Raw genomic sequence first — 25,023 nt, 5'->3', positions numbered from 1 at the left:
TTAGAGACTGTTTGCTATTTCGTTTGTTAAGCCGACAAAATCATCTACTGTTAGTCGTTCTGCGCGTAGTTCGTACAGTGGGTTGTCAGACATTTTATCTTTCGGAACAACACCCGAAAGTGAGTTTCGGAGGGTCTTACGACGTTGATTGAAACCTGCTTTAACAACGCGCCAAAATAATTTCTCATCACAATTCAATTGTTCCCTGTCGTTGCGTGTCATGCGAATCACGCCCGACAATACTTTTGGCGGCGGATTGAATGCTCCCGCCTTTACAGTAAACAGGTATTCTACTTTATAATACGCCTGTAAAAAGACACTCAAGATGCCATATTCTTTACTTCCTGCTTTGGCAGTACAGCGTTCAGCGACCTCTTTCTGGAACATCCCCGCCATTTGAACAACACGATGCCGCTCATCCAAAATTTTAAAGAGAATCTGAGAGGAGATGTTGTACGGAAAATTGCCAATAACGGCCATTTTCTCGCCAAAATACTGTGAAAAGTCAAGGTTCAGGAAATCACCGTGGATCAATCGCTTACCCAATTGGGGATATTTATCGTCCAAATAAGCAATGGATTCATCATCCACATCGATCAAATAAGTTTCATAATCTTCCTTCTGCAAGAGAAAATCTGAAAGTACCCCCATTCCCGGGCCAACTTCAAGCACCTGGCTAAAACCCAATTTAGGATCCAATGCTTCCACAATCTTTTGTGCAGCATTTTTATCGTTCAAGAAATGCTGTCCTAAATGTTTTTTTGCTCTTACTGTGCTCATAGTGCAAAAGTAAAAAATAAATAAGTGAAAAGTCATTCTAAGAAAAAAATCCCTATTTTTGAATCAAAGCATTTAAACAGAATGAGCGATAAATTAAAAATCGGAATTACCGTAGGCGATATTAACGGCATTGGACTTGAAGTCATCATTAAATCTTTGGTAGATCAGCGTATGTGCGATTTCTTTACGCCAGTGGTTTACGGAAATACAAAGGTGGCTTCTTTTCACCGTAAAGCGATCGGTGTAAATGATTTTAGTTTTAACGTGATCAATGATGCTGAGCAGGCGCATTCCAAAAGAGCAAATATGATCAATTGCTGGCAGGAAGACGTCAAGATTTCGTTGGGTGAAGAAAACGAGATCGGCGGTAAATATGCTTTCCTTTCGTTGGAGAAAGCTGTTGAAGACCTGAAAGCCGGCAAGATTGATGCTTTAGTGACTGCCCCAATTAATAAGCATAATATTCAACAGGAAGGATTTCAATTTCCCGGCCATACCGAATACTTGCAGGCCAAAGTAGAGGCTGATGATGTATTGATGTTTATGGTTTGTGATGAATTGCGTATTGGCGTGGTAACAGGTCATATTCCACTGCATGAGGTTGCGGCGAATATTACCGAAGAGGCTATTCTTAAAAAGCTAGCCCTCATGAATGACTCATTGAAGAAAGATTTTTGGATTGAAAAGCCTAAGATCGCAGTTTTGGGACTAAATCCACATGCTGGCGATCATGGGATTATTGGTACCGAAGACGATCAGATCATTAGACCTACCGTAGAAAAAGCAAACGAACAGGGGATCTTCTGCTTTGGTCCATATCCTGCCGATGGATTCTTCGCAAAAGGTGCTTATGAGAAATTCGATGCGGTACTCGCGATGTACCATGACCAGGGTTTAATCCCTTTTAAGCATATTGCCAAAGGTGCCGGTGTAAACTTTACAGCTGGTTTACCTATTGTACGTACTTCGCCAGATCACGGTACAGGCTATGATATTGCTGGAAAAAACTTAGCTTCTGAAAGCTCTTTTGTAGAGGCAATTTTCTCGGCTTTACATATTGTAAAACGCCGCCGTGAACAAGCCGAATTACTTAAAAATCCACTTGCTTTCCGTAAGTTATCCAAAGATAGAGACTAAATATTCCGTCTTACTTTTTTAGGGACAAGGATAAAGAGGGTTGATTTAATCTGTAAGCTCGCCGCTTATAGTGTCAGCGTCTTTGATCCTTGTTCAATTGTCTCTAATTCCAATACAAAAAAAATTGTTACTTTTGCAAACTGTTTGGTTTTTTACCTGCTGTTCTAACTATGTACGATAATTTACAACATCCAATATTTTCAATCATTAAGGAACTCGCCGAGACAACAAATACAGAATGTTATGTCATCGGGGGGTATGTTCGCGACTATATTATGAAGCGGCCTTTTAAGAATGATGTGGATATTGTTGTCGTCGGCAGCGGCATTGAATTTGCGACTTTACTGGGTGATAGGCTACATACTAAAGTTGCTGTCTACAAGAATTTTGGTACAGCCATGCTGGTTTATGAAGGACTCAATGTGGAGTTCGTCGGTGCCCGAAGGGAATCCTATCGTGCCAACTCGCGTAAGCCTATTGTGGAAGACGGTACCTTATCCGATGATCAAAATCGACGTGATTTTACGATCAACGCGATGGCGTTTTCATTGAATAAAGCAGATTATGGTGCTTTGGTGGATCCGTTTGACGGCGTGCAAGATCTTGAACAACGTATTATTCGAACGCCTCTAGATCCGATAGAAACGTTTTCTGATGATCCACTGCGTATGATGCGGGCTATCCGTTTTGCGACACAGCTAAATTTTAAAATCACGATTGATGCAATCAAAGCGATTAGCGATACCAAAGAGCGAATAAAGATTATCTCGAAAGAACGTATTATCGATGAAATCAATAAGATTATTCTCTCACCTAAACCGTCAGTAGGTTTTAAATATCTTTTTGATACCGGTCTCCTGGAATTGATATTTCCGGCCATGTATAATTTGCACGGGGTTGATGTCATTGATGGGAAAGGCCATAAAGATAATTTCTACCACACCTTGGAAGTGCTGGATAATGTATGTGAATTGTCTGATGACCTCTGGTTACGTTGGGCAGCGATTATGCATGATATTGCCAAACCGGCAACAAAACGTTTCGATAAAAAGCTCGGCTGGACCTTTCATGGGCACGAAGATCGTGGTGCCCGTATGGTACCAAAGCTTTTTGCTGAACTAAAGTTGCCGCTCCATGAGAAAATGAAATTTGTGCAAAAGCTGGTACAATTGCATCTTCGCCCAATTGTCTTGGCGCAGGATATCGTAACAGATTCTGCTGTACGTCGTCTGTTGTTTGAGGCTGGCGATGATATTGAAGCCCTGATGATGTTATGTCATGCGGATGTGACCACAAAAAATGAGTTTAAAAAGAAGAAATATCGTCAGAATTTTGAACTTGTCAAACAAAAATTGAAGGATGTCGAAGAGCGGGACAAGGTCCGGAACTGGCAGCCGCCGATCAGTGGCGAGGATATCATGATCCTATTTGGCTTGGCACCAGGGCGTACTGTAGGGTTGCTGAAAAATTTGATTCGCGAGGCTATTTTAGAGGGCGAGATTCCAAATTCCAGAGTAGAAGCATACCAATTTTTGGTGAAAAAAGCAGGGGAAATGAACCTGACGATCAAAGAAGAAATCCCATTGGAAATTTCCAATTCTTAAAATATAGTATTAATTTTAGAGGGTTAAAAGAAGAAAATAGCAGAGATGGCAATTTATAGATTTAGAGTTACTTTTGAGGATTATGAAGATGTATATCGTGAGATCGACATGCCTTCTAAAAGCACATTTATAGACCTACATGAGGAAATCCATAAATCAACAGGTTATGCTGCAGATGCATCTTCCTCGTTCTATGTGAGCAATGATCAGTGGAAAAAGGGAACAGAGATTGCATTCAAGCCTACACAACGTAAAAAAGATGCTGAGGTATTGTTGATGGAGAATATCCGTTTAAGTAAGTTTATCGATGATCCACATCAGAAATTTTACTACGTTTACAATTTTGATCGCCCTTATGATTTCCAGGTTGAATTGATCAAGATCTTGAAGGAAGAGGATGGGAAGGACTATCCGGCGTTGTTTAAGTCTATTGGTCAGGTTCCCAAAACAATGACTGCTGCTAATTTTCCGGTCTCAGATGCTGTTGAAGAGGACGATTATGTGGAGGAAGACGATACGCAATATGGCGTCGATGATGAAGACGAACTGGATGGCTTCGACAGCGATGGCGACGATGAGGAAGAGGGCGAAGAGGGTGAAGAGCGTGAAGAATCCAGCGGCTACGAAGACGAATATTAATTAAGAAGACTTTACAGGTTCTTTCGGCCTGTGAAGTGCTATATTATGGCAAATAAAAAAACATTGATAGCCATTGTGGGGCCAACTGCTGTTGGTAAGACTACAATGGCTATTTCATTGGCACAATATTTTAAAACAGCGATCATTTCGGCTGATTCCCGTCAGTTCTATCGGGAAATGTCTATTGGTACGGCTAAACCAGATCCAGTGGAACTTGCTGCTGCTCCCCATTATTTCATTGATTCACACTCCATCACGCAGGATTATTCTGCAGGAGATTTTGAACGGGAGGCTTTACTGAAACTAGAAGAGTTATTTCAATTGCATGACGTCGTCATTATGGTAGGTGGATCAGGCTTGTTTGTACGGGCCCTATGTGAAGGATTGGATGATCTACCCAAGGCCGGAGATGAAGTGCGCGAGCGACTTAATCATGAACTTGCAGTATTGGGATTGGAGGCCTTAAAAGATCGATTGAAAAGTATTGACCCTGCATATTTTGAAACGGCGGACATCGATAATCCGCAACGTGTAGTCCGGGCGCTTGAAGTTTTTGAGGCGACTGGTAAACCGATGTCATTTTACCATAAGAAAGATGTCGAAAAAAGACCTTTTGATATTCTTACCATTGGCTTGAATATGGATCGGGCAAAGTTGTATGAACGGATCAATTTACGTGTCGATCTGATGATAAAAAATGGCTTGCTGGACGAAGTGAAAGCTTTACTTCCTTTCAGAACGAAGCCTGCATTGCTCACTGTTGGTTATGCCGAGTTGTTTGATTATCTTGATGGCAAGCAGTCTTTGGCGGAAGCGACCGAAAAAATCAAACAAAATTCGCGACGTTACGCCAAGCGACAGATTACATGGTTTAAAAAATACGGTAATACACGCTGGTTCCAACCCCAGGAAACTGCCGCTATCATTGATTTTATTCAAAAGGAGCTGAGGGGAGAACATTCCTAAGGATCTGATAGGAGAGAACTTGGGGTTATCCGCGAAGATTCAAATGAAGCATCGCAGATTCAAACCAAGCATATGGCCTGTGTTTCAAAGCATACCCATCGTATACAGGCAATTTTTAAATAGAAGAAATAAAAAAAGCCTTNNAAGGCTTTTTTTATTTCTTCTTGGAAATTACTTCACTAAATAGTTCCATCCGAATGGATCTTCTACTTTACCATAACGCAAGTCGTTGAGGTAATTCAAAACACGATTTGAAAACTCGCGGCCCGCTACTGGTGGCAAGTGATAATCTTGTCCTTCAAAACCGATACGGCTGATATCCGTAATTGTGGCTGCAGTACCAGCTGCGAAAGCTTCCGTTACTGTACCGGCTTTAATACCGTCGATTAGTTCTTGAATAGATACCTTTCTCTGCTCGGCTTTATAACCCCATTTCTCCGCCAATTCCATAATTGTACGGCGTGTCACACCGTGTAAGATTGTATCACCATGTGGTGTGATAATCGTATCGCCAATGCGGAAAATAAGGTTTGCCGTACCTGCTTCTTCAATGTATTTATGTTCAGAAGCATCTGTCCACATAATTTGGTCATAACCTTCGTCATTGGCCAATTGTGTTGGGTAAAGCGATAAGGCGTAGTTACCTGCATTTTTAGAAAAACCAACACCACCCTCTGCTGCACGTGTATAGTAGGTTTCCACTTTTAAGCTGATTGCTTTGCTATAATATGCGCCTACAGGGCCAGTGATAATGATAAATTTGTATGACTTAGAAGGGTGTACACCTAATGCCGCTTCTGTTGCGAACATAAAAGGACGGATGTACAATGATGAACCTTCTTTTGCCGGGATCCAGTTACGGTCGATGTCCAATAGTTTGCTAAGACCATCCATAAAAATCTCCTCAGGCACCTCCGGCATTTGAAGACGTGCGGCAGATTTATTGAATCTTTCCCAGTTTCTGTCCGGACGGAAGATACTCACTGTTCCATCTGCAAATTTATAAGCTTTGATTCCTTCAAAGATCGCTTGACCATAATGTAAAGCGGACATCGAAGGACTAATACTGATATCTCCATAAGGGACGATGCTGACATCTTTCCATTCACCGTCATCATAGTTTGCGACCAGCATGTGGTCGGATAAAATCTTTCCGAATTTTAGATTGTCGAAATCTACTTGCGAGAGTCTTGAATTTTGAGTTGGCTCTACGCGAATTGAATAGTTCTCTGTCGCGTTCATCTTATTATTTAATTACTTAGGCTAAGTTAGGAAAAAAATGAAATATAAGTTGCACATATACCTGTATAATTTACCAGCCTGGCTATGCCTTTTATTTCGGACAGTTGTTCCCTATTTTACTACACTTTTTTTTGAAATGGAAGAATTTCACTTCATATCTCTCGGTTATCCTGTATTAATAATTAAATGTGTTAATTTTTTATTAATTAATACACTCTTTTCATATTATGGCATAAAGTTTGGCTGTAAAGAATGCGGTCCTTTAGATGGGCATTCTGGTCCGCAGTAACGCTATAAAATCACTTATCATAAAAATAAACTTAGTATGGAATTGACGCACAGTCTAAACAAAAGTAACGAAGTAGCAGCAGGCGATAATCGCTCCTTGTTACAGGGTGATGTTGAAGTTCAGAAGAAAGGTATTTCTATGAATTTTATTCTTGGTTTTTTTGTTTTTTTATATAAAACGGCAATTAAACCTTAACAAACCTCCATTATAGTCTAAGCTTTCTTGAGCTTATCAATTAGACGAACTCACAGCAGTTCTTTAAAACAACAAAATTCAGCAATACGAGATTAGCCAAAATAAGGTTTCCAAAAATTTTGGCTAATCTCCAGCCGGAGACCGTGCTATTATTCGGTCGCTGTGCCGTATTTTTAAGTTGATATGCCGTATTATTCGGCGAGTATTTTCAGGAGCGGCTCGAGATATTCGCGGCTGTTACTCAATCTTGGAACCTTATTTTGTCCACCTAGCTTACCTCTTGATTTCATCCATTTATAGAATGTATCTTCGGGCGCATTGTGTACAATAGGTGGTCGAAGTGCCATATTCTTAAAACGTTTGGCGTCATAATCCGAATTGATTTCACGGAGTTTAGCATCCAATATTTCACAAAAACGCTTAAAATCATTGGGTTGTTGCTCAAATTCGATCACCCATTCGTGTGCTCCGGCCTCGGCATCTTTAAAATAGACCGGTCCAGCGGTATAATCTCTGATTCGTGCCTGTGTCAATTTGCTCGCTTCGGCCAAGGCTTGTTCGGCGTTGTCAACAATAACCTCTTCGCCAAAGGTGTTAATATATTGTTTGGTTCGTCCTGAGATCTGAAAGCGATAGGGAGACAATGACGTAAACCTGATGGTATCTCCAATTTTATAACGCCACAAACCCGCATTGGTTGAAATGATCAATGCATAGTTTTTTCCGAGCTCCACCTGATCCAAACGTAAGGTTGACGGATTTTCTTCGTGCATTCGTTCAGTAGGTAAGAATTCGTAATAAATACCATAATCTAGCATGAGCAGAAGATCTTCCGAATCAGATTGATCCTGTAAGCCAAAATATCCTTCTGAGGCATTATAATTCTCGAGATAATACATGTTGTCCGAAGGGATCAATTTTTGGAATTGCTCGCGGTAAGGTTTGAAGCTTACTCCGCCATGTCCATAAAATTCTAGATTTGGCCATACCTCAAGCAAGTTGTCTTTGCCTGTAATCTCAAGAATCCGCTTGGCCATAACAATATTCCATGTCGGTACGCCAGCTAAGCTCGTTACATTTTCTTTGAGTGTAATTTGGGCAATCTGCTCAATTTTCTCTTCAAAGTTTGGGTTTAAAGTAACCTCCATATTGGGCGTTCGCTTAAATTCGGCCCAGAAAGGAAGGTTACGGATGAGGATTGATGAAAGATCACCGTAGTAGGAATCCGGACTGAAATTGTTGATCTGTGAAGAACCGCCAATAACAACAGATTTTCCCGTAAATACGCGGTTTTCGGGTCTATTATGGCAGTATATTGTGAGCATATCTTTACCGCCCTGGAAGTGACACTCTTCGAGTGCTTCCTCACTAACGGGAATAAATTTGCTACGGTCAGATGTGGTGCCTGAGGACTTGGCAAACCATTTGATATCAGAAGGCCACAGGATATTCTGTTCTCCTTTTATCATACGATCAACGTAGCCCTTGATATCATCATAGTCCTGTATCGGGACGCGTTCTTTGAAGATCTCTGGCGTTAATATACTTGTATAATCGTATTTTTTTCCCCATTCCGTCGCTTCAGCAGTGGCAATTAAACTCTGAAACCATTCTTCTTGTACATCGTGTGGGTATTTCATGAAAAGTTCAATCTGGTGAATTCTTTTTTTCATGAACCAAGTAAAAATGGAGTTTAATAAGGCCATAGGGGGAGGGATTCTTTAATCTTTAAAATTTTTTCCTTCTTAATTCAAAATGTCGACCGAGATAAAATTTACGGGCAAGCTCATTATCTGCAATTTCCTCAGGGGTACCCGTCAGCATGATCTTTCCTTCGGTTAGGAGGTAGGCCCTGTCCGTAATAGATAGCGTTTCCTGTACGTTGTGGTCGGTAATTAAGATGCCGATGTTACGGGTTTTGAGCTTGGCTACAATCGTCTGAATTTCTTCTACGGCGATCGGGTCAACCCCTGCAAAAGGTTCATCCAGAAGAATAAAGGATGGATTAGCAGCTAATGCTCGCGCAATTTCGGTACGTCGACGCTCACCACCGGACAACAAATCACCTCTGTTTTTACGGACACGGTGTAAGCTGAATTCTGTGAGTAGTTCTTCCAATTTTGCCAAACGTTCTTCTTTATTCGGATAATGGATTTCTAATACTGCCAGGATGTTGTTTTCTACGGAGAGCTTCCGAAAAACCGATGCTTCCTGAGCGAGATAACCTATCCCACGTTGTGCGCGTTGATACATCGCATCCTGCGTAATCTCCTGATCGTCGAGAAATACTTTCCCTTCATTGGGCTTGATAAGACCAACAATCATATAGAATGAGGTCGTTTTTCCTGCCCCATTAGGGCCCAATAACCCGACAATCTCGCCTTGTTCCACATGGAAGGAAACATTGTTGACAACGGTACGCTGCTTATATTTTTTTATGAGATGTTCTGCCTTTAAAATCATCTTCGTGGAATGTCTTGTGTTGTATGTATCTGTTCAATAGGACTAATTAAAACCCTCACCATTCTTTCATGCCTGGTATCTAATCCAGTATGGGGGGATGCCCGACCAAATCTTGTGTAAATATATTTAATATCTTCTTACTAATGCAATACTAATACTTAATCCCTTTGATGTTGAGCTGTAAGTTTCTTTTGTTGCGCCACACATTCTCTTCAATGCTGTAGCAGATGTCGAAACTTTGCCCAGAATTGATGTGTGTGATATGTTCTGCCAGTCCAAAACCGATACAGTCAAATGAAGGAGAGTCTTCTTGAATAACCGTCATCTTGAGGTGATTGGTGCCCACAATAAAAGCCTGTCCTACTGCATTTACCTTTTTACTGAGGAAAATAGGGGATTCATTTTGGGGCCCGAAAGGTTCAAACTGCTGGAGAATACGGAAGAACTTAGCATCGATATCTTTCAATGCCAACTTTGCATCGATCAAAATTTCTTGGGTCAGCATTTCAGGACTGATACGTCGCGATACCACTTCCTCAAAACGATCCTGGAATAGCGTGACATTATCTAAGGACATCGTTAGTCCGGCAGCATATTTATGACCACCAAATTGCTCCAACAAGTCAGCGCATTCGCTTAAGGCTTCATACAAGTCAAAACCCAGTACCGAACGGCAGGAACCTGCAATATGACCATTTGTTTCGGTCAATATAATCGTCGGACGGTAATATTTTTCGGTCAGACGGGAAGCGACAATACCAATGACACCTTTGTGCCAGTCGGCTTTATACAATACCGTGGATTTTCGGCTTTTAAGAAGAACATTATCCTCAATCAGTGCAAGCGCTTCTTCTGTTATTTTGAGATCAAAGTCTTTCCGTACATTGTTTTGATCGTCTATGCTAGAACTGAAGTCTTTGGCTTCTTGCAGCGATTTGGAGATCAAAAGTTTGACGGCGTCCTTAGCATGGTCTATTCTGCCCGCTGCATTAATGCGGGGGCCGATCTGGAACACGATGTCGTTCACTGTAAAGATCTTCGTTCGATTATTGGATAAATCAATCAGTGCCTTTAGTCCGACGCAGGGATTCGTATTGAGTTTAATGAGGCCAAAGTGGCTGAGTATTCTATTTTCGCCGGTAATAGGAACAATGTCCGAAGCAATACTCACGGCCACAAGATCCAAAAACTGATAACAGGCATTGATATCCATGCCATTGGTGAGTATAAAAGCCTGAATAATCTTAAAGCCTATTCCACAACCTGAAAGTTCTTTGTAGGGGTATTCACAGTCTGCACGCTTGGGATCTAATACGGCATAGGCTTTGGGAAGTTCCTCACCGGGAAGGTGGTGGTCGCCAATGATAAAATCAATTCCTTTGCTATTTGCGTAATCTATTTTATCGATTGCCTTGATACCGCAGTCCAATGCAATAATTAAGCTGAAACCATTTGCTGCGGCATAGTCAATACCCTGTGTGGAGATTCCATAGCCTTCGGCATAGCGGTCTGGAATATAAAACTCCAGCTGGCTATGAAATTCCCTGAAAAAACTATAAACAACGGCAACAGCTGTTGTACCGTCTACGTCATAGTCTCCATAGATGAGTATTTTTTCTTTGTTGCCAATGGCTTGGATGATCCGGGTGATGGCTTTTTCCATGTCCCGCATCAAAAATGGATCGTGCAAATCCGATAATTGAGGCCTAAAAAACTGCTTTGATTCGTCAAAAGTCTCCACTCCTCTGCTCACGAGCAACTCTGCCAAGACAGTGTTGATGTTTAATTCCTCGCGCAGTTTGTTGGTTATTTTGACATCAGTTTTAGATTTTAGTACCCACCTTTTTTGCATATCTTTGCACAATATTTTAAGTGTAAATATACGTTTTAAGGCTGGACTTACCTAATTCCTAAACCCGGTATTGATCCGCTGTTGCTTAACGTGCATATTCCCAATGTTTTAAATATGGTGCAGGCTTATTCTTTATATGAAGGTTCTTTTTCAGTCGACAAAAGCAGAAAATTTATACCCTTTGATCCGTTAATAGACAAGCCCCAGGACCGGCCAGGCTCCCTATTTATTCAAGTTCACCCCTTTTTGATCGAAACTGATGCGGGACTTGTGCTCTGTGATACCGGTCTTGGCTATACCGATGACAGTGGCGTGCTACAACTGCATCATAATATCCGTAAGTTGGGTTTCAGACCAGAAGATGTAAAATATGTACTGATGTCTCATCTTCATAAGGATCATGCTGGGGGGATGGTCACATTTGAAAACGGAACCGGACGCATCGCATTTCCTGAAGCCGAATATATTGTTCAACGTGGCGAGTGGGAAGATGCTTATTCAGGCATCTCCAGTTCATATAGAACCGAGATTTTTGATGTGATTCAGCGCAGTGGAAATTTGGTTCTGGTGGAAGGTGAAGGTAGAATAAATACAGAAATCAGCTATGCGCTCAATGGTGGACATACAGCACATCATCAGTCGTTTCATATTCAAACGGGCGACCAGCACTATTTCTTTGGCGGAGATGTATTACCTGAGCCTGAAGAAATTTTCCATAACTATGTTGCCAAATATGATTTTGATGGTCGGCGCTCCAAAGCGTTGCGTCAGGAGTACTGGGCAGAAGGTGCACCAGCGGGCTGGATTTTTTTGTTTTACCATTCAAAAAATATAACCATTGGTTGTAGTCAGATCCGGGAAGATGGCACCTATAAACTGATTGAAGCAAAGTCGTAAAAGAAAAAACCTCCATGGCCTTTGGGCTCATGAAGGTTTTTTGGAAGGTTTAGTATCCCGGATTTTGTGGGAAGGCTGCACCAGTGTTACTGTCGATAACCTCTTGTGGAATAGGCCAAAGAATAAATTCTTTTTTCACCACATTTTTCGATTGTGTGTTTAATGTTTGCACGCGGCGTAAAAATACATCCTCCCCGAAACGGGCAAGGGTCATGCGACGCATTTCCTCACCAATAAGCTCGCGGGCACGTTCGTCGAGAATCAGATCCGCATTGATCGCTGCGGCATCGATTAATGACGCTTTTGCACGGGCACGGACAGCATTGATGGCATCCTTAGCTTGTGCCGGTTTATTGGCACGCCAGTATGCTTCAGCCAATAGCAGGTAAGTTTCGGCCAAACGTACTTTCACACGGTCCTTCATATTTCCTTCAAATGCAGGGTCAACAGCTGTCTTTCCGTAGAAAAATTTGGTTGTTGTCGGGAATACGTTGCCTGATTCTTTGATCGCGTCAGTAAGTACGATCTTCTTACCATAAAGTTCAGGTACGGAAGGATCGTTATAATACCAATCGCGTTTGATATTGAAAGAAGAATTTCTGACATCCTGTTTTTCATAACTATCCAGCCACCATTGATAAGGGCGTACGTGCCCAAGACCTCTTCCTCCAAGTGAGTCGGCCAAGGCAAATCCTTTTTGTTGTGAATAGAAAGGTACCCACGCGCGTTTGCTCCAATCGGTATAGCGGTCGCCGCCCCCTTGTGTATTGTATTCCAATTGGATGGCCCAGATGGTTTCTTGATTGCCGGAGCCGCGATTTTGATTGTTTTCAATAAACATATCGTGGAAATAATCCCCGGGTTTATCTTTTTCGGCACCAAAACGTTGATCGTTCAATTTAAAGTAGCCACTTTGAACCACTTTGTTGGCAGCCTCTACAGCTAAATCTGGCTGTCCAGCTTCGATATATGCTTCTGCCAGGTAGTGTAGAGCAGCCCATTTCGTCAATTTACCTTCCTGAATTGTACCTGGATTGTCGGGTAGGTTTTCACTTGCATACTTTAGGTCTTCAATCATGTGCGTTAAGATTTCAGCTTTCGGTGTACGGGTGAAATCACGACGGGGTGTTTCGGATACCTTGTCCACCCAAGGCACATCGCCGTATAAGTTGACTAAGTAGCGATAGCTATAGGCGCGGAAGAAACGGGCCGTTGCTTCTACACGTTTTGGATCGTTATCCTTGTCTGTCCAGCTGATGCCATCCTTTTTTAAAGCCTCGAGGATGGTATTGGTATTACCGATAAATCCGTAGGCATATTTCCAATAATTGCGTACATAAGACGAAGCCGGATTTAGCGTATAATTGCTGAATGGAGCCAATGTAGCGTCTGTACCTGTAGTTTTGATGGCAACGATATCCGTTCCGACCTGTAGCGCTTCCTGCGGGGTTGCTCCTTGGGAAAAGATACTACCGTTCCAGGTCAGGAATTCCATGCGGGCATAAGAGTATAAACCATTTAGTCCAGTTTCGAAGCCTTTCGTGTTAATATAGGTATTATCAGGTGACTGAAAGCTACTGGTGTCTTCATTTAAGAAGTTCTTGCTGCAGCCTGTGAAAAGTAAGCTTAGGCCAGCTAGCATTGTATATAAAGTTGTATTTCTTTTCTTCATGATTTTGATGTGTTTAGAATTGGACATTTACTCCCAATGAGAATGTTCTTGCAACAGGATAAGGACTGGCAATATTTGTCGTTGTTGGATTACCTGTGGTCGAACTCACGCTCAATGCCTCTACGTTGTAACCTTTGATTTTGGAGAATGTATAGAGGTTACGGGCGTTGATAAATGCTTTAATGGAAGAGAGATTCAATCTTTTTAGAAAATCGCCGTCAAAGGTATAGCCCAAGCTAAAGTCTCTAATTCGCCAATAGGATGAATTGATATAATAAGTATGGTTATTTACTGGCGTATATCCAGGCGATGGAATATCTGTATTGGTGCGCTCTGGCGTCCAGTAAGGCATGTCGGCAAGGTAATTGGCACCGTTGTTAGGTAAGAAACGTTCGATGTTTTTGAAATCATCTATTTTCGTTCCGCCAAAGGCTCCATTCATAAAGATTGACAGGGAGAAATTCTTGTAGGTGAAATCATTACCAATACCAAGTGTATAAGGCGATATCTTGTTCCCCATCATCGTACGGTCACTGGCGTCGATTTTACCGTCGTTGTTGAGATCTGCTAACTTGGCATCGCCAGGTTTCGCTTTAGGTTGGTATGAATTTGCGATGTCTTCGCCCTCTTGCCAAACACCAATAACTTTATAGTCGTAGAAAATACGGATAGGTTTTCCGATTAACCAGGCATTGGTCAAATCATCTTTTCCATCAGCGCGCAGTTTGGTGATTTTATTGTTGTTATAAGCAAAGGTCGTATTGACGTTCCATTGGAAATTGTCATTTTTGACCGGTATGGCATTCAAGGTAACTTCGATCCCTTTGTTTGAGGTTTCACCGATATTGGTCAAAATAGTGTTATAACCGTTCATGACAGGAACCTGTTCACTTAATAAAAGATCCGATGTCTTAGAGGAGTAGTAGTCGACCGTTCCTGAAATTCTATTTTTGAGAATACCAAAATCCAAACCAAGGTTTAATGAAGCTGTCGTTTCCCACGTTAGATTACTTCCACGGCCATTGAAATTCATCACAAGCCCTTTGACGGGGTCAAGACCATAGATGTAATCGACGTTGGTCAGACGGTCGTAAGTTTGATATGGCGATACGGCCTGATTTCCGTTTTTACCATAAGAAACACGAAGTTTTAATAAATCGAAATAATCCTGCACATTTCCTTCTTTAGAAACCACCCAAGCTCCCGCAACCGATGGGAAAAATGCATATCTGTTGTTGATCGAGAATGCACTATAACCGTCAGAACGGCCTGTTAAGGTTAATAGATAGCGATCCTTAAAAGCATAGTTGATTCTTCCCATGTAGGAAATCATTGCGGTATTTTGAAGGTTGGATTCGATCTTAAGATTTTTAGAGGCAGAGGCCATGTTGTTATATCCGGCATCTGATACAAAATCGTCTCCATTCATTCTTGAAGTTTTCAAATTTGTTTTCTGCGAGGAATAGAGACCCACGACATTAATCTTGTGGTCACCAAAGGTACGGTCATAGGTCAAGAGATTTTCCCAGGTCCAGTCCCAGAAATGCTCATTGTAAATTGATCCGGTACCATTCACGCCACGTCCTGTAACTGTATTGGAACCGTAATAGGAGTTTTCATTAATATTTCGGTAGTTGGTTCCGAATGTGGTTTTGAAACTTAATCCTTCAATAGGGAGTTTCACATCAAGCCAAGTATTCGCATAGACTGTTCTTCTGGTCTGATCCCATTGGCCTTTTTCGTCTGCAAAAGGATGTGCCCATAGTGTTTGTGCATACATCGGGTACGTTATAGCAGTACCATCGGCATCGCGGTTTTTACTGTAAGGGGAAAGTTTTACAACACTCTCGAGGTTGGGCTGTACGCCGTCGCGGTTCCCTTGAGAAGCCTGCATGGTCATTCCTAGCTTTAACCAAGAGCTTAAACTTTGATTGAGGTTCAGATTGACATTGTATCTTTCGTATGGCGTATTTTTTACAACGCCATCTTGATTTAGGTAGCTCACAGATGCATAATAATCGGATTTATCCGTTCCGCCCGAAAAACTGAGTTGATGTTCCTGAACAGGAGCGCCGCTATTGAATACTTCATCCTGCCAATTGACTTCTTCCCCTTTTTTGTATTGTTCCAATACGTTGGCAAAAAGATAATTCTCTGGGTTAAGCTGATCGCCGGTTTTTCCTTTCGAAGCCTGGTAATCACGCATAAATTGGATGTACTGTGGGCCGTTCATCAATTTAAGACGACGTTCTACACTTTGTACCCCAAAATAACCGTTATAATTGATGCGTGCTTTTCCTGCCGCACCCTTTTTTGAGGTGATGAGGATAACGCCATTTGCAGCTCTTGAACCATAGATTGCAGTGGATGAGGCATCTTTCAATACTGAGATACTGGCAATTGTATTGGAAGAGATATCACCCAGGGAACCACTAAAAGGGATTCCATCCAAGATAATGAGGGGAGCATTGGACGCGGATATCGAGTTCTCACCGCGGATATTGATAGAAGCTGTTTCACCAGGTTTGGCTGAACCGGAATTGATCGCTAGACCAGAAATCTTACCTTGAAGTTTATCGACAACATTCGGTGAATTTATTCGTTCTAGGGATTTTGCTTCCACTGTAGCGATACTTCCTGTCAAATCGCTCTTTTTCTGTTTACCATAACCTACGACCACAACTTCATCCAAAACATCCTCGGATTTTGTCAAGGTTATTTGTGCTGCTTGTGCCGCGGAGACTTCTTTCGCGGTAAATCCGATCGAGTTAAATGTTAGGATGGCACTTTTTGAACTGACGTTCAGTGAGAAGATTCCGTCTTGATTGGTTGTCGTTGCTGCCGCTTTACCTTTTTCAGAAACGGTAACCCCGCTTATTGGTTTCCCGGTTTCATCAATGACCTTTCCGGAGACGACCTGCTGAAAGGGTGAAAGACTGGTTATTGCAACTAAATTACGTGGGTTCGCTACCCCGTAAATAGGTGCCGCTAATGACAAGATTGATAATGGTGTCAGAAGGATGAGATGACTCTTTTTGACCATAGGTGTGTAATTTAGATTCAGTAAGTGTTTAATGCGGCAATTATAAAGAAATAAACCTTTGGCAATTCTATTGCTTCTTGGAACAAACGATTGCATGAACTACGAAAACGTTATAGAAATGGGTATTTGTAATGAAAATTGGAGCTAATAAAAGCTGATTTGTTCTGTTAGGAACTCGGATCGTTAATAGCCTATGTACCTCGAGCGCTTTTAGTGTTGTTCAGTTATGTCATCACGATGCCATACGTCGAAAAAAGGGATGAAATCGGTTAAAAGAGTCGTTTTTCTGCTCTTTTTTTAGTATTTTGGGGTAATTTGCTCTTTGTAGCCCATCCCGTTAGCTACCTGCGGATTCGTTTAAGATTGATTTTTTGAGTAAATTTGTGTTTTAGTAGCTAAGGGCTGATGCTGTTTTTCCTCAAAGTCTTTGTTTTTTTGCGAGAAAGAACCTTCAGCTTGCTTTTGTAATTGTGGTATACCACGTTATGAAGCTTATATTATTAGTATTTATTTAAATAGAAAATTATGTCTATTGTAAGAGAGTCCGATCTGATTGGAATTGGAAAAAAATTTCAAATTGAAACCGATGCGGGAGACAATATGGTTGTTGTTATCCATGACGATGGTAGACGGGAACTTTATCGCTATGATGACGAGGAGCATGAATCACGTTGCGTCATGACACTCAATGACGATGAATCTCGGCAGATTGCGGGTATTATCGGTGGCTTGTCTTATAAGCCTAAAGCATTGGAGACAATTGAAGTTGCTTTGGACGATTTACGCATTGAATGGTACAAAGTGGAAGGCAAAAATGAGGGTGCTGGTAAGACAATTGGAGAGCTGGAAGTTCGTCAACGTACAGGTGCATCGATTATTGCTGGGATACGGGATGATGATACGGTTATCAATCCAGGACCGTCTTATTTGATTAGCCCAGGTACCACACTTGTCATTGCTGGAAAGAAGAATAATATTAAACTTTTGAAGGAAATTTTACTGTAATTTATGCTATCACATACCTTAATTCTGGAAATTGGAATCGCTGTAGGACTTGTTGCCATTGTTGGCCTCATCGCCAATAAGCTTAAGTTTTCTGTTATTCCATTTTTCATTATTATAGGAATGGTTTTGGGACAGCACGCTCCGCAGGTTGGTCTGGTGGATTTAACATTTACAGAGAGTAAACCTTTTATCGATTTCATGGGACGGTTGGGCGTATTGTTCCTGTTGTTCTACCTTGGTCTTGAGTTTTCGGTCAATCGGCTGATTAAATCCGGTAAAGCAATCGTCACCGGCGGAACAATTTACGTCTTATTGAACTTTACCTCAGGGTTGTTGATTGGTTGGTTGATGGATATGCCATTTAAGGAGATGATGGTGTTATGTGGTATCATGACGAGTTCATCCACGGCGATTGTTGCAAAGGTGCTGACAGATCTCAAACGCACAGCCAACCCGGAGACGGAGGTCATCATGGGGATGATTATGTTCGATGACCTGTTTATAGCGATGCATATTTCTTTCCTTTCGGGCCTGATACTAACAGGAAGCAGTTCGTTTTGGACGGTAGCTGGAACTTCCTTACTGGCTTTGGGATTTATATTGGCCTTTTTGATTTTAGGCAGAAAATTGGTGCCTGCGATCGATCGCTTATTGAAGGAGAAAACTTCTGAATTATTTATATTGATCATCTTTGCCTTACTTTTTATTGTGGCAGGTTTCTCCGAAACCATCCATGTTGCGGAGGCTATCGGGGCATTGATGGCCGGCTTGGTTTTGGCAGATTCGCAATATATCAAAAAGATTGAATCGATGGTACTGCCCTATAAGGACTTTTTTGGGGCCATGTTTTTCTTTAGTTTCGGATTGTCTATTGACATTATGTCCCTTGGAGGAGCTGTCTTTTGGGCTTCGATTGCAGCGCTGGTGACGGTGATGGGGAATCTTGCTTCGGGCTATTTTGCAGCTAAATTTTCGGGTATGAAACCTAAAACTTCTTTTGATATTGGCTTTACCTTGTCTGCGCGGGGGGAGTTTTCCATTATCATGGCAAATATTGGTAAAGCAGGGGCTTTATTACCCGTTATTCAATCCTTTGTGGTCGTATATGTGCTCATTCTTTCCATTGTATCCCCACTATTGACCAAAGAGTCACGTAAGCTTTGGAAATTACTTTTCGGTGCGGATGCCAATAGTGCCAAGCCTTTGAAAAAGTTGAGCGATTTGGAAAATAATAGTCTCGGTAAATAGACAGGTTACACTCGTCCACTTAAAAGTGCTGTTCAAAAAATAGAGCAAGATTTTTAGATCAAGTTCATCAGTGGTATGACATGGCTTCTTCCAGCTGGTTGATCAACAACTCTCTTTCCATTGGATAACCAGCTTTCGAAAGCTCATAGGTTCCATCCTTTTTAATAATAAAATAAGTCGGGAAGCCATTATTACCTGTTTTGTTCATTACGTCTTCTGATAGCTCCCGGCTTGCTAAAATATGACTTCCTTCCATATTATAATAGCGGATCAGTTTTTTCCAATTGAGTTGATTTTTTAAGTCAAAGTTTGCGATATAAAGGAATTGCAGATCCTTATTTTTAAAGTGTGTTTTCAATGCATGTGCATTTTTCTCAATTTCTTCATGACAAGGGCCACACCAAGTGCCCCACATATCAACCAAAACAGTCCTTCCTTTGAATAGGCTGATTACATCATCCAACTGTTTCAATTTGCCACTGCTATCCAGAAAGACCATTTTCTCATTCAACGGTCGCTTTTCGTTGATTCGTGCTTCAGCGATCATTGGTTCGTAAAGAGAACGGTATAAACTGCTTGGATATTTAGCCTTAAAACGGTCGAAGATGGCTGTAGCATTGGTTTTTTTTGACCCACTTATCATTTGTAAGAGGTAAGCATATAGGTATTCGTTGATTTGACCTGTAAATTCCTTATTGATGATCTTTTCTTGCAATAAGTTTTCAGGATCGCTGGAGTATGCTCGTGCTCTCTGGTCTGCAGGAAATTCCGAATAATAGGTTGCAAGAAAATCACTTGACTGAGCGGTAGACCAAAGTTCTTCTTTCCTTTGTAAAAGATAATTTCCGATCAGCATTTTATATATTGGACTGATCAATGCTTCGGCATTATTCAAGGGGTGTACAGCCAGTAGACTATCCCTTTTCTGTTTCCAGATTGCCGTCAATTTTTCACCATCATCTCGTGATTCTAAATAAAACTTATGGTTACCGTAAAAATTGAGAAACAATTCTGCAGGAGCATAAGCCAGATTGTATTGTAGAACTTTTTCGAGGGTTGCCGTTGGTTTGTTTTGAGTAATATATCTCTTGGTTTCCTGGCTTAAGCTATCCATATTTTTTTGTATCGCCACAAGTAACCTATCTGGAAGCGAATCCTTCCGAAGTTCCTCAAAATAAATGTCGTCGGGGAAATAGAACGGCTGATTGTTCTCACTACCTTTACCTGTTATTGTAATCTGATCTTTACCGTCTTTTGAATCTACCCGAACATGAAGATGATCTCCGGGGGAAATGTACAATTGTTGACTCCAATTTGAATTACTGACACCTGTCACATAGAGTTTGGTGATGTGGGGAATCGTAAAAGTCTTATTAAACCGATTATTGATGAGTTTATAATTTGATGACCCAACGGATGCGATTGTATTGACCCCAATAGCATCCAGCTGTATTGTGTTCTCTTGTGGAGATGAAATATCGATCGTGAGCGTTGCTTCTTGCGTATGAGATTGATTGATAAATACAAGGAATAGTCCAAAGGAGAGAAGCAGCGGTTTTTTCATATGTTGGTTATTTCTAACTAAATATAGGAAAATTAAACTTCAAATTGCTATCTAAATATACCTAAAAAAGGTCCAATTATCTCTAATGTGGACCTTTTTTAGGTATGCATCTTTTAAAACTGTCCTCCGCATTTAATGCTCATGTGAAATCACAGTTTGTATTTTTTGATAAAGTTTTTGAGTTTCTTTCGGATTTCGCTATAAAAACCCTAACTCCAGTTTTGCTTCTTCAGACATCATGTCTTTTGTCCAGGGTGGATCAAATGTCAATTCGACCAATGCTTCTTTGACACCTGCTACAGCAGCAACTTTTTCTTGAACTTCATTCATGATTTCGCCTGCCACGGGGCAGCCAGGAGCAGTCAGCGTCATTACAATCTTTGCAATACCCTCTTCCTTCGTAATGATTTCATATACAAGCCCCAAATCCACAATATTTGCGGGTTTCAGTTCAGGATCATAAATTGTTTCCAGTACAGCTTGGATTTGTGGCGCTAGACCCAGTTTATCTAATACAATGATACTCATTTATTCCGTTTTTTATCGTGAATAGCGTCCTGATAGATCGCTAATAATTTCGCTTCATTTATTTCAGGAGTAAAATTACTAAAATAGTAAGCAATACAGGTCTTTCTTATCTCATCTTTTTCATTTGTTGTTTTTGTGCTCCACTCCGTTAAGCATTGGATAATATCGTTTTTGTTGTGGGGATCGAACGTTTGTCCTGTTTTGCCGGAGATAATCAGTTCGGGGAGCGGGCCTAAATTGGAGCAAAGCACAGCTGTTCCGACTGAATAAGCCTCAAGAATCGTAATCGGCATCCCTTCAAAACAAATCGATGGTACAAGTAAAGCCTGTGCTTTGGCTATCAAGGGAAGTATTTCTGATCTTTTTTTAAAACCGAGGTAGGAAATATTCGCCTGGTGTTTAATGCTTCTCAAAACCTCATTTTCGAGCGGACCGCCGCCGATAATTGCTAGTTGAAAATCTGTGCCGATGAAAGCATCGATCAGCTGTAATATCCCCTTTTCATCTGAAAGACGACCGACATATACAAAGTGAGCCTGCGGACCCTCTGGTGCTATTGTCGTAGGAAAGACAAAATTCGGTTTGATCGCGAATTTAGTAGGCGGAAGGTGCAATGTCGATTCAACGAATATGTTCTTTGCAAAGGAGCTTAAATTGATGTAGCGATTTACTTTTGCCCAGGTTCCAATTTTGCGGTGAAACCAGTAATTCAGTGCGAGAAGAAATGTTTTTACTATCGAGTTGTTAAATGCTTTTTGTCGGACGGCTGTCCACGGAAACTCCTCTTGGAGTGAGTCCAGAAAGAGACGGTTGTGATGGTACAGTGTCGCCGAAGGGCATAGTAAACGAAAATTGTGCAGGGTCATGACCTGGGGGACGCCGAGTTTGGCAATGGTACGCACGATAATCGGGCCTGCTGCATAATGCGTGTTGTGAACGTGAACGATGTCTGGTTTAAACGCCCGAATTATTTTTTTGACACGTTGAGCAGCGCAAATATTCCAAAAAGATCCTATTGTCTGTAGTGCACCCTGCAACCCCTTTTTATTTTGAAAGGTTAGCGTTTGGACCTCATGTCCTTGCGCGAGGAGGGAAGATTCCTGCTGAAATACAGTGTCTTCACCACCAGGATCTTGATAAAATGTATGGATAATCAGTATGCGCATAATAAAAGACTTATACAAATGTACAATTTTGAGGTGACTTCCTTTAAAGGGACAAAATTGCCATTTCTATATGATTATTGCTATATTCGCAAGATTCGATCGTAAAGATATATGCAACATTTACAACAACTCGTGATAGAGGCGATAGAGACAAGTCAATTTCCTGAAACACCATCAAATTTATATGATCCGATACGGTATATATTGACTTTGGGCGGAAAGAGGGTTCGACCAGTGCTGACATTGATGGCCGCCGAATTATTCGGCATGCAAGAGATGGAGGAAATTATCCCTGCTGCCAAAGCAGTGGAGTTTTTTCATAACTTTTCACTGATCCACGATGATCTGATGGATAAGGCTCCTTTAAGAAGAGGTAAAACGACAGTTCACGAAAAGTGGGATGCTAATATTGCCATATTGTCTGGAGACGGCTTGTTGGTCAAAGCGTATGAGGAAATTTCAAAGTGTAATCCTATTTACTTGCCTGCAACTTTGAAAATTTTGAGTAAAGTGGCTATGGAGGTATGTGAAGGCCAGCAATTAGATATGGATTATGAGAGCCGGGATTCGCTGACAATGCCTGAGTATCTTGAGATGATCCGTCTTAAAACTTCGGTGTTATTGGGCGGAGCATTACAGTTGGGGGCTATTCTGTCGGGAGCAGATGAACAGCAACAGCAGCTGATCTACGATTTTGGAGAGAACGTAGGCTTAGCATTTCAATTACAGGACGATATCTTGGATGCATATGGAGATCCAGATACCTTTGGAAAGATTGTTGGTGGTGATATCATGATCAATAAAAAAACTTTTTTATTGGTGAAGTTGATGGCAGTAATTTCGGATGATGATAAGACGGTTTTACAAGCCCTATTAAATGCCACTATAGAGACTGCTCCATCAAAAGTAGCGGATATGCTTGCCTTATACGACAAGTATGCGATTAAAACTGCGGCCGACGAGTTGAAAGATAGCTATACGCAACGGGCATTTGAAAAAATGGAAGCATTGAATGTACCAAATGATCGCAAAGAAGCGTTATTAGTGTTAGCAAATAACCTTTTGGTAAGACAGCAATAAGTATAAATTCTATTAAAATTCGTATCTTGCCATTAAATGTTTTTTTTGTAAGAAAATAATTAAATAAATTTTTAGATTACGTTCATGGAGCCTTTAAAAATCACCGTATTTCAAGCATATTTATTCTGGGAAAATATTGAGAAGAATCTAAATAATCTAGCCTTGAGACTTTCCTCATTGCGTGAGAAAACGGATGTTATTATTCTCCCCGAAATGTTTAATACAGGCTTCACGAATAATGTCGAGAAATGTGCAGAACCTGCAAATGGACCTACGACAAGATGGCTATTTGAAATGGCAAGCTCACTTAACTGTGTTGTTGCCGGTTCTTTGATTATCGAAGAAGGTGGGAAATACTATAATCGCTTTGTATGGATGTTTCCAGACGGTAAATATGTAAAATATGATAAACGTCATCTTTTCGGATTATCCAAAGAAAGCGAGTACTTTGAGCCAGGAAATGAACGTATCCTGGTCGATATCAAAGGATGGAAAATCTGCCCGATGATCTGTTATGACCTGAGATTCCCAGTCTGGTCTAAAAATCAAAACGGAGCATATGATATTTTAGTGTATACCGCCAGCTGGCCAGACAAGCGCTCAGCACATTGGAGAGCTCTTATTCCGGCACGTGCAATAGAAAACCAAGCTTATGTTGTTGGGGTAAACCGTGTTGGGCACGACGGTAATGATATTTACTATTCTGGTGGCTCTATGTGTATATCCCCTCTTGGTGACGTGGTGTATTATAAACCGGAAGATGAGGACTTGTATACCTTTACCTTAAATCCGAACGACCTGTTGGAAGCACGTGAGAAATTTCCTTTCTTAAAAGATTCCGATTCTTTTACAATCGGATAACATCCTCTAAATTAGGTACAATTGCAAGCATTTATTTTGTTTGTATCCTTTTTATTTATTAAATTCAGTCTAGTATAAATCAAATTGTTATGATTTATCAACATCTACTTATGACATGTTGATAAAATTTTGTTTGAGACAGCTATATTAAAGCGTAATTTAGGCTAACTATTAGCCAAAATACGTTTAGCTTTTTCTCAAATTGATTGAAAGACGACGTTTTATTATTAAAATAAGTTGCGTAAACAACCATAACCATTATTCATATGTTAGACCAAGATTTAGTATCACAAGAGTATTTTTATAATTTCTTAACAGGGAAATACTCAATTGCAGTTATGCGGAGATTACAGCGTAATCTCAAGGAGGCCGGGTTAAACATTACTTCTGAACAATGGAGTATCATGTATAACCTGTGGGTGGAAGAGGGGCTTACCCAGCAGGAGCTTGCTGTGCGCACATTTCGAGATAAACCAAGTGTCACTCGATTAATTAATAACCTGGAACGCGTAAATCTGGTTATTCGTGTTAATGATAAAAACGACAGACGGTCCAATCTGATCTATTTAACAAAAATCGGGCGGAAGATGAAGGATGAAGGAATGAAGCAGGCAAAAAATACAATTGAACAGGCCTTAGGGGGATTGGCCGACGATCAAATTACTTTATCAAATACGATTCTGCACCGCGTATTGTTTAATTTGAAATAAAGATATTAGCGGGTTTTATCCTGTAAGGGAACTATCAAGGTATAAAAAAAGGTCCCCTATGAATACATGGGGGACCTTCTTT

The 25,023-nt window shown here is 41.0% G+C and carries 21 protein-coding genes; 11 read left to right on the top strand and 10 right to left on the bottom strand.

The features are described from left to right. Positions 1-780, bottom strand: a complete 780-nt coding sequence (gene rsmA / locus B3600_RS08055) for a 16S rRNA (adenine(1518)-N(6)/adenine(1519)-N(6))-dimethyltransferase RsmA (protein WP_046671619.1) — start codon at positions 778-780, stop codon at positions 1-3. Between the two features lie 81 nt (positions 781-861). Between rsmA and pdxA the strand changes: the two genes are divergently transcribed. The 4 genes from pdxA (at position 862) to miaA (ending at position 5,126) form a co-directional block, all read left to right on the top strand. Next, positions 862-1,917: a 4-hydroxythreonine-4-phosphate dehydrogenase PdxA gene (pdxA, locus tag B3600_RS08050; protein WP_070560760.1), complete on the top strand. Its 1,056-nt coding sequence runs from the start codon at positions 862-864 to the stop codon at positions 1,915-1,917. Positions 1,918-2,087: 170 nt separating this feature from the next. After that, complete coding sequence (locus B3600_RS08045; protein WP_112374904.1) at positions 2,088-3,521, top strand: CCA tRNA nucleotidyltransferase; 1,434 nt, start codon at positions 2,088-2,090, stop codon at positions 3,519-3,521. 45 nt (positions 3,522-3,566) lie between these two features. Next, a complete protein-coding gene (locus B3600_RS08040) occupies positions 3,567-4,160 on the top strand; it encodes an IS1096 element passenger TnpR family protein (protein ID WP_112374903.1) in 594 nt (197 codons plus the stop codon). 45 nt (positions 4,161-4,205) lie between these two features. After that, on the top strand, positions 4,206-5,126 hold the full coding sequence (gene miaA, locus B3600_RS08035; protein ID WP_286752641.1) for a tRNA (adenosine(37)-N6)-dimethylallyltransferase MiaA: 921 nt from the start codon (positions 4,206-4,208) through the stop codon (positions 5,124-5,126). A 171-nt stretch (positions 5,127-5,297) separates the two neighbouring features. Here the strand turns inward: miaA and B3600_RS08030 are convergent, their stop codons facing one another. Beyond that, a complete protein-coding gene (locus B3600_RS08030) occupies positions 5,298-6,368 on the bottom strand; it encodes a branched-chain amino acid aminotransferase (RefSeq protein WP_115046575.1) in 1,071 nt (356 codons plus the stop codon). A 325-nt stretch (positions 6,369-6,693) separates the two neighbouring features. Here B3600_RS08030 and B3600_RS08025 point away from each other — a divergent pair, with 325 nt between their 5' ends. After that, on the top strand, positions 6,694-6,852 hold the full coding sequence (locus tag B3600_RS08025; protein WP_156167568.1) for a hypothetical protein: 159 nt from the start codon (positions 6,694-6,696) through the stop codon (positions 6,850-6,852). A 191-nt stretch (positions 6,853-7,043) separates the two neighbouring features. Here the strand turns inward: B3600_RS08025 and B3600_RS08020 are convergent, their stop codons facing one another. From B3600_RS08020 to recJ, 3 genes are all read right to left on the bottom strand, one after another. Then, on the bottom strand, positions 7,044-8,558 hold the full coding sequence (locus B3600_RS08020; protein WP_286752640.1) for a GH3 auxin-responsive promoter family protein: 1,515 nt from the start codon (positions 8,556-8,558) through the stop codon (positions 7,044-7,046). A gap of 22 nt (positions 8,559-8,580) precedes the next feature. Beyond that, positions 8,581-9,315, bottom strand: a complete 735-nt coding sequence (lptB, locus tag B3600_RS08015; protein WP_028072074.1) for an LPS export ABC transporter ATP-binding protein — start codon at positions 9,313-9,315, stop codon at positions 8,581-8,583. Positions 9,316-9,466: 151 nt separating this feature from the next. Beyond that, positions 9,467-11,167 carry a single-stranded-DNA-specific exonuclease RecJ gene (gene recJ, locus B3600_RS08010; RefSeq protein WP_046672806.1) on the bottom strand — a complete coding sequence of 567 codons (1,701 nt, stop codon included), beginning with the start codon at positions 11,165-11,167 and terminating at the stop codon, positions 9,467-9,469. A 114-nt stretch (positions 11,168-11,281) separates the two neighbouring features. Here recJ and B3600_RS08005 point away from each other — a divergent pair, with 114 nt between their 5' ends. Beyond that, the gene (locus B3600_RS08005; protein ID WP_286752639.1) at positions 11,282-12,064 is read left to right on the top strand and encodes an MBL fold metallo-hydrolase; all 783 of its coding nucleotides are present in this window, start codon (positions 11,282-11,284) and stop codon (positions 12,062-12,064) included. Positions 12,065-12,113: 49 nt separating this feature from the next. Here the strand turns inward: B3600_RS08005 and B3600_RS08000 are convergent, their stop codons facing one another. Both B3600_RS08000 and B3600_RS07995 read right to left on the bottom strand, forming a co-directional pair. Continuing rightward, on the bottom strand, positions 12,114-13,736 hold the full coding sequence (locus B3600_RS08000) for a RagB/SusD family nutrient uptake outer membrane protein (RefSeq protein ID WP_286752638.1): 1,623 nt from the start codon (positions 13,734-13,736) through the stop codon (positions 12,114-12,116). A gap of 13 nt (positions 13,737-13,749) precedes the next feature. Beyond that, complete coding sequence (locus tag B3600_RS07995; protein WP_286752637.1) at positions 13,750-16,779, bottom strand: SusC/RagA family TonB-linked outer membrane protein; 3,030 nt, start codon at positions 16,777-16,779, stop codon at positions 13,750-13,752. A 525-nt stretch (positions 16,780-17,304) separates the two neighbouring features. Here B3600_RS07995 and B3600_RS07990 point away from each other — a divergent pair. Further along, on the top strand, positions 17,305-17,784 hold the full coding sequence (locus B3600_RS07990; protein WP_046672804.1) for a cation:proton antiporter regulatory subunit: 480 nt from the start codon (positions 17,305-17,307) through the stop codon (positions 17,782-17,784). A gap of 3 nt (positions 17,785-17,787) precedes the next feature. Next, the gene (locus B3600_RS07985) at positions 17,788-19,032 is read left to right on the top strand and encodes a cation:proton antiporter (protein WP_112374899.1); all 1,245 of its coding nucleotides are present in this window, start codon (positions 17,788-17,790) and stop codon (positions 19,030-19,032) included. A 67-nt stretch (positions 19,033-19,099) separates the two neighbouring features. Here the strand turns inward: B3600_RS07985 and B3600_RS07980 are convergent, their stop codons facing one another. The 3 genes from B3600_RS07980 to B3600_RS07970 form a co-directional block, all read right to left on the bottom strand. Next, the gene (locus B3600_RS07980) at positions 19,100-20,596 is read right to left on the bottom strand and encodes a TlpA family protein disulfide reductase (RefSeq protein ID WP_286752636.1); all 1,497 of its coding nucleotides are present in this window, start codon (positions 20,594-20,596) and stop codon (positions 19,100-19,102) included. A gap of 198 nt (positions 20,597-20,794) precedes the next feature. Continuing rightward, positions 20,795-21,124 (bottom strand): metal-sulfur cluster assembly factor, encoded by a 330-nt coding sequence (locus tag B3600_RS07975; protein WP_046672802.1) that lies wholly within the window; start codon positions 21,122-21,124, stop codon positions 20,795-20,797. Continuing rightward, positions 21,121-22,290 (bottom strand): glycosyltransferase family 4 protein, encoded by a 1,170-nt coding sequence (locus tag B3600_RS07970; RefSeq protein ID WP_286752635.1) that lies wholly within the window; start codon positions 22,288-22,290, stop codon positions 21,121-21,123. Before B3600_RS07970 ends, B3600_RS07975 begins: the two co-directional genes overlap by 4 nt. A 111-nt stretch (positions 22,291-22,401) precedes the next feature. Between B3600_RS07970 and B3600_RS07965 the strand changes: the two genes are divergently transcribed. The 3 genes from B3600_RS07965 to B3600_RS07955 all read left to right on the top strand — a co-directional run bounded on the left by B3600_RS07965 (position 22,402) and on the right by B3600_RS07955 (position 24,941). Next, the gene (locus B3600_RS07965; RefSeq protein WP_112374896.1) at positions 22,402-23,370 is read left to right on the top strand and encodes a polyprenyl synthetase family protein; all 969 of its coding nucleotides are present in this window, start codon (positions 22,402-22,404) and stop codon (positions 23,368-23,370) included. A gap of 84 nt (positions 23,371-23,454) precedes the next feature. Continuing rightward, the gene (locus B3600_RS07960; RefSeq protein WP_046672799.1) at positions 23,455-24,231 is read left to right on the top strand and encodes an amidohydrolase; all 777 of its coding nucleotides are present in this window, start codon (positions 23,455-23,457) and stop codon (positions 24,229-24,231) included. A gap of 266 nt (positions 24,232-24,497) precedes the next feature. Then, the gene (locus tag B3600_RS07955) at positions 24,498-24,941 is read left to right on the top strand and encodes a MarR family winged helix-turn-helix transcriptional regulator (RefSeq protein WP_046672798.1); all 444 of its coding nucleotides are present in this window, start codon (positions 24,498-24,500) and stop codon (positions 24,939-24,941) included. The last annotated feature ends 82 nt before the right edge of the window (positions 24,942-25,023 follow it).

Origin of the sequence: Sphingobacterium sp. UBA2480 (assembly GCF_002341965.1) — a bacterium.
GTDB classification, from domain to species: Bacteria; Bacteroidota; Bacteroidia; order Sphingobacteriales; family Sphingobacteriaceae; genus Sphingobacterium; species Sphingobacterium multivorum.
The sequence above is the reverse complement of the archived record's forward strand: the minus strand, read 5'-3'. Positions and strand labels throughout refer to the sequence as shown.

What these genes read in the sequence shown, in the direction of transcription:
- B3600_RS08005 (WP_286752639.1), top strand. Translation starts at nt 11,282, where the DNA reads ATGGTGCAGGCTTATTCTTTATATGAAGGTTCTTTTTCAGTCGACAAA.
- B3600_RS08000 (WP_286752638.1), bottom strand. Translation starts at nt 13,736, where the DNA reads ATGAAGAAAAGAAATACAACTTTATATACAATGCTAGCTGGCCTAAGC.
- B3600_RS07955 (WP_046672798.1), top strand. Translation starts at nt 24,498, where the DNA reads ATGTTAGACCAAGATTTAGTATCACAAGAGTATTTTTATAATTTCTTA.
- B3600_RS07985 (WP_112374899.1), top strand. Translation starts at nt 17,788, where the DNA reads ATGCTATCACATACCTTAATTCTGGAAATTGGAATCGCTGTAGGACTT.
- B3600_RS07965 (WP_112374896.1), top strand. Translation starts at nt 22,402, where the DNA reads ATGCAACATTTACAACAACTCGTGATAGAGGCGATAGAGACAAGTCAA.
- B3600_RS07995 (WP_286752637.1), bottom strand. Translation starts at nt 16,779, where the DNA reads ATGGTCAAAAAGAGTCATCTCATCCTTCTGACACCATTATCAATCTTG.
- miaA (WP_286752641.1), top strand. Translation starts at nt 4,206, where the DNA reads ATGGCAAATAAAAAAACATTGATAGCCATTGTGGGGCCAACTGCTGTT.
- B3600_RS07990 (WP_046672804.1), top strand. Translation starts at nt 17,305, where the DNA reads ATGTCTATTGTAAGAGAGTCCGATCTGATTGGAATTGGAAAAAAATTT.
- B3600_RS08045 (WP_112374904.1), top strand. Translation starts at nt 2,088, where the DNA reads ATGTACGATAATTTACAACATCCAATATTTTCAATCATTAAGGAACTC.
- recJ (WP_046672806.1), bottom strand. Translation starts at nt 11,167, where the DNA reads ATGCAAAAAAGGTGGGTACTAAAATCTAAAACTGATGTCAAAATAACC.
- B3600_RS07960 (WP_046672799.1), top strand. Translation starts at nt 23,455, where the DNA reads ATGGAGCCTTTAAAAATCACCGTATTTCAAGCATATTTATTCTGGGAA.
- B3600_RS07970 (WP_286752635.1), bottom strand. Translation starts at nt 22,290, where the DNA reads ATGCGCATACTGATTATCCATACATTTTATCAAGATCCTGGTGGTGAA.
- B3600_RS07980 (WP_286752636.1), bottom strand. Translation starts at nt 20,596, where the DNA reads ATGAAAAAACCGCTGCTTCTCTCCTTTGGACTATTCCTTGTATTTATC.
- B3600_RS08025 (WP_156167568.1), top strand. Translation starts at nt 6,694, where the DNA reads ATGGAATTGACGCACAGTCTAAACAAAAGTAACGAAGTAGCAGCAGGC.
- pdxA (WP_070560760.1), top strand. Translation starts at nt 862, where the DNA reads ATGAGCGATAAATTAAAAATCGGAATTACCGTAGGCGATATTAACGGC.
- rsmA (WP_046671619.1), bottom strand. Translation starts at nt 780, where the DNA reads ATGAGCACAGTAAGAGCAAAAAAACATTTAGGACAGCATTTCTTGAAC.
- B3600_RS08020 (WP_286752640.1), bottom strand. Translation starts at nt 8,558, where the DNA reads ATGGCCTTATTAAACTCCATTTTTACTTGGTTCATGAAAAAAAGAATT.
- B3600_RS08030 (WP_115046575.1), bottom strand. Translation starts at nt 6,368, where the DNA reads ATGAACGCGACAGAGAACTATTCAATTCGCGTAGAGCCAACTCAAAAT.
- lptB (WP_028072074.1), bottom strand. Translation starts at nt 9,315, where the DNA reads ATGATTTTAAAGGCAGAACATCTCATAAAAAAATATAAGCAGCGTACC.
- B3600_RS08040 (WP_112374903.1), top strand. Translation starts at nt 3,567, where the DNA reads ATGGCAATTTATAGATTTAGAGTTACTTTTGAGGATTATGAAGATGTA.
- B3600_RS07975 (WP_046672802.1), bottom strand. Translation starts at nt 21,124, where the DNA reads ATGAGTATCATTGTATTAGATAAACTGGGTCTAGCGCCACAAATCCAA.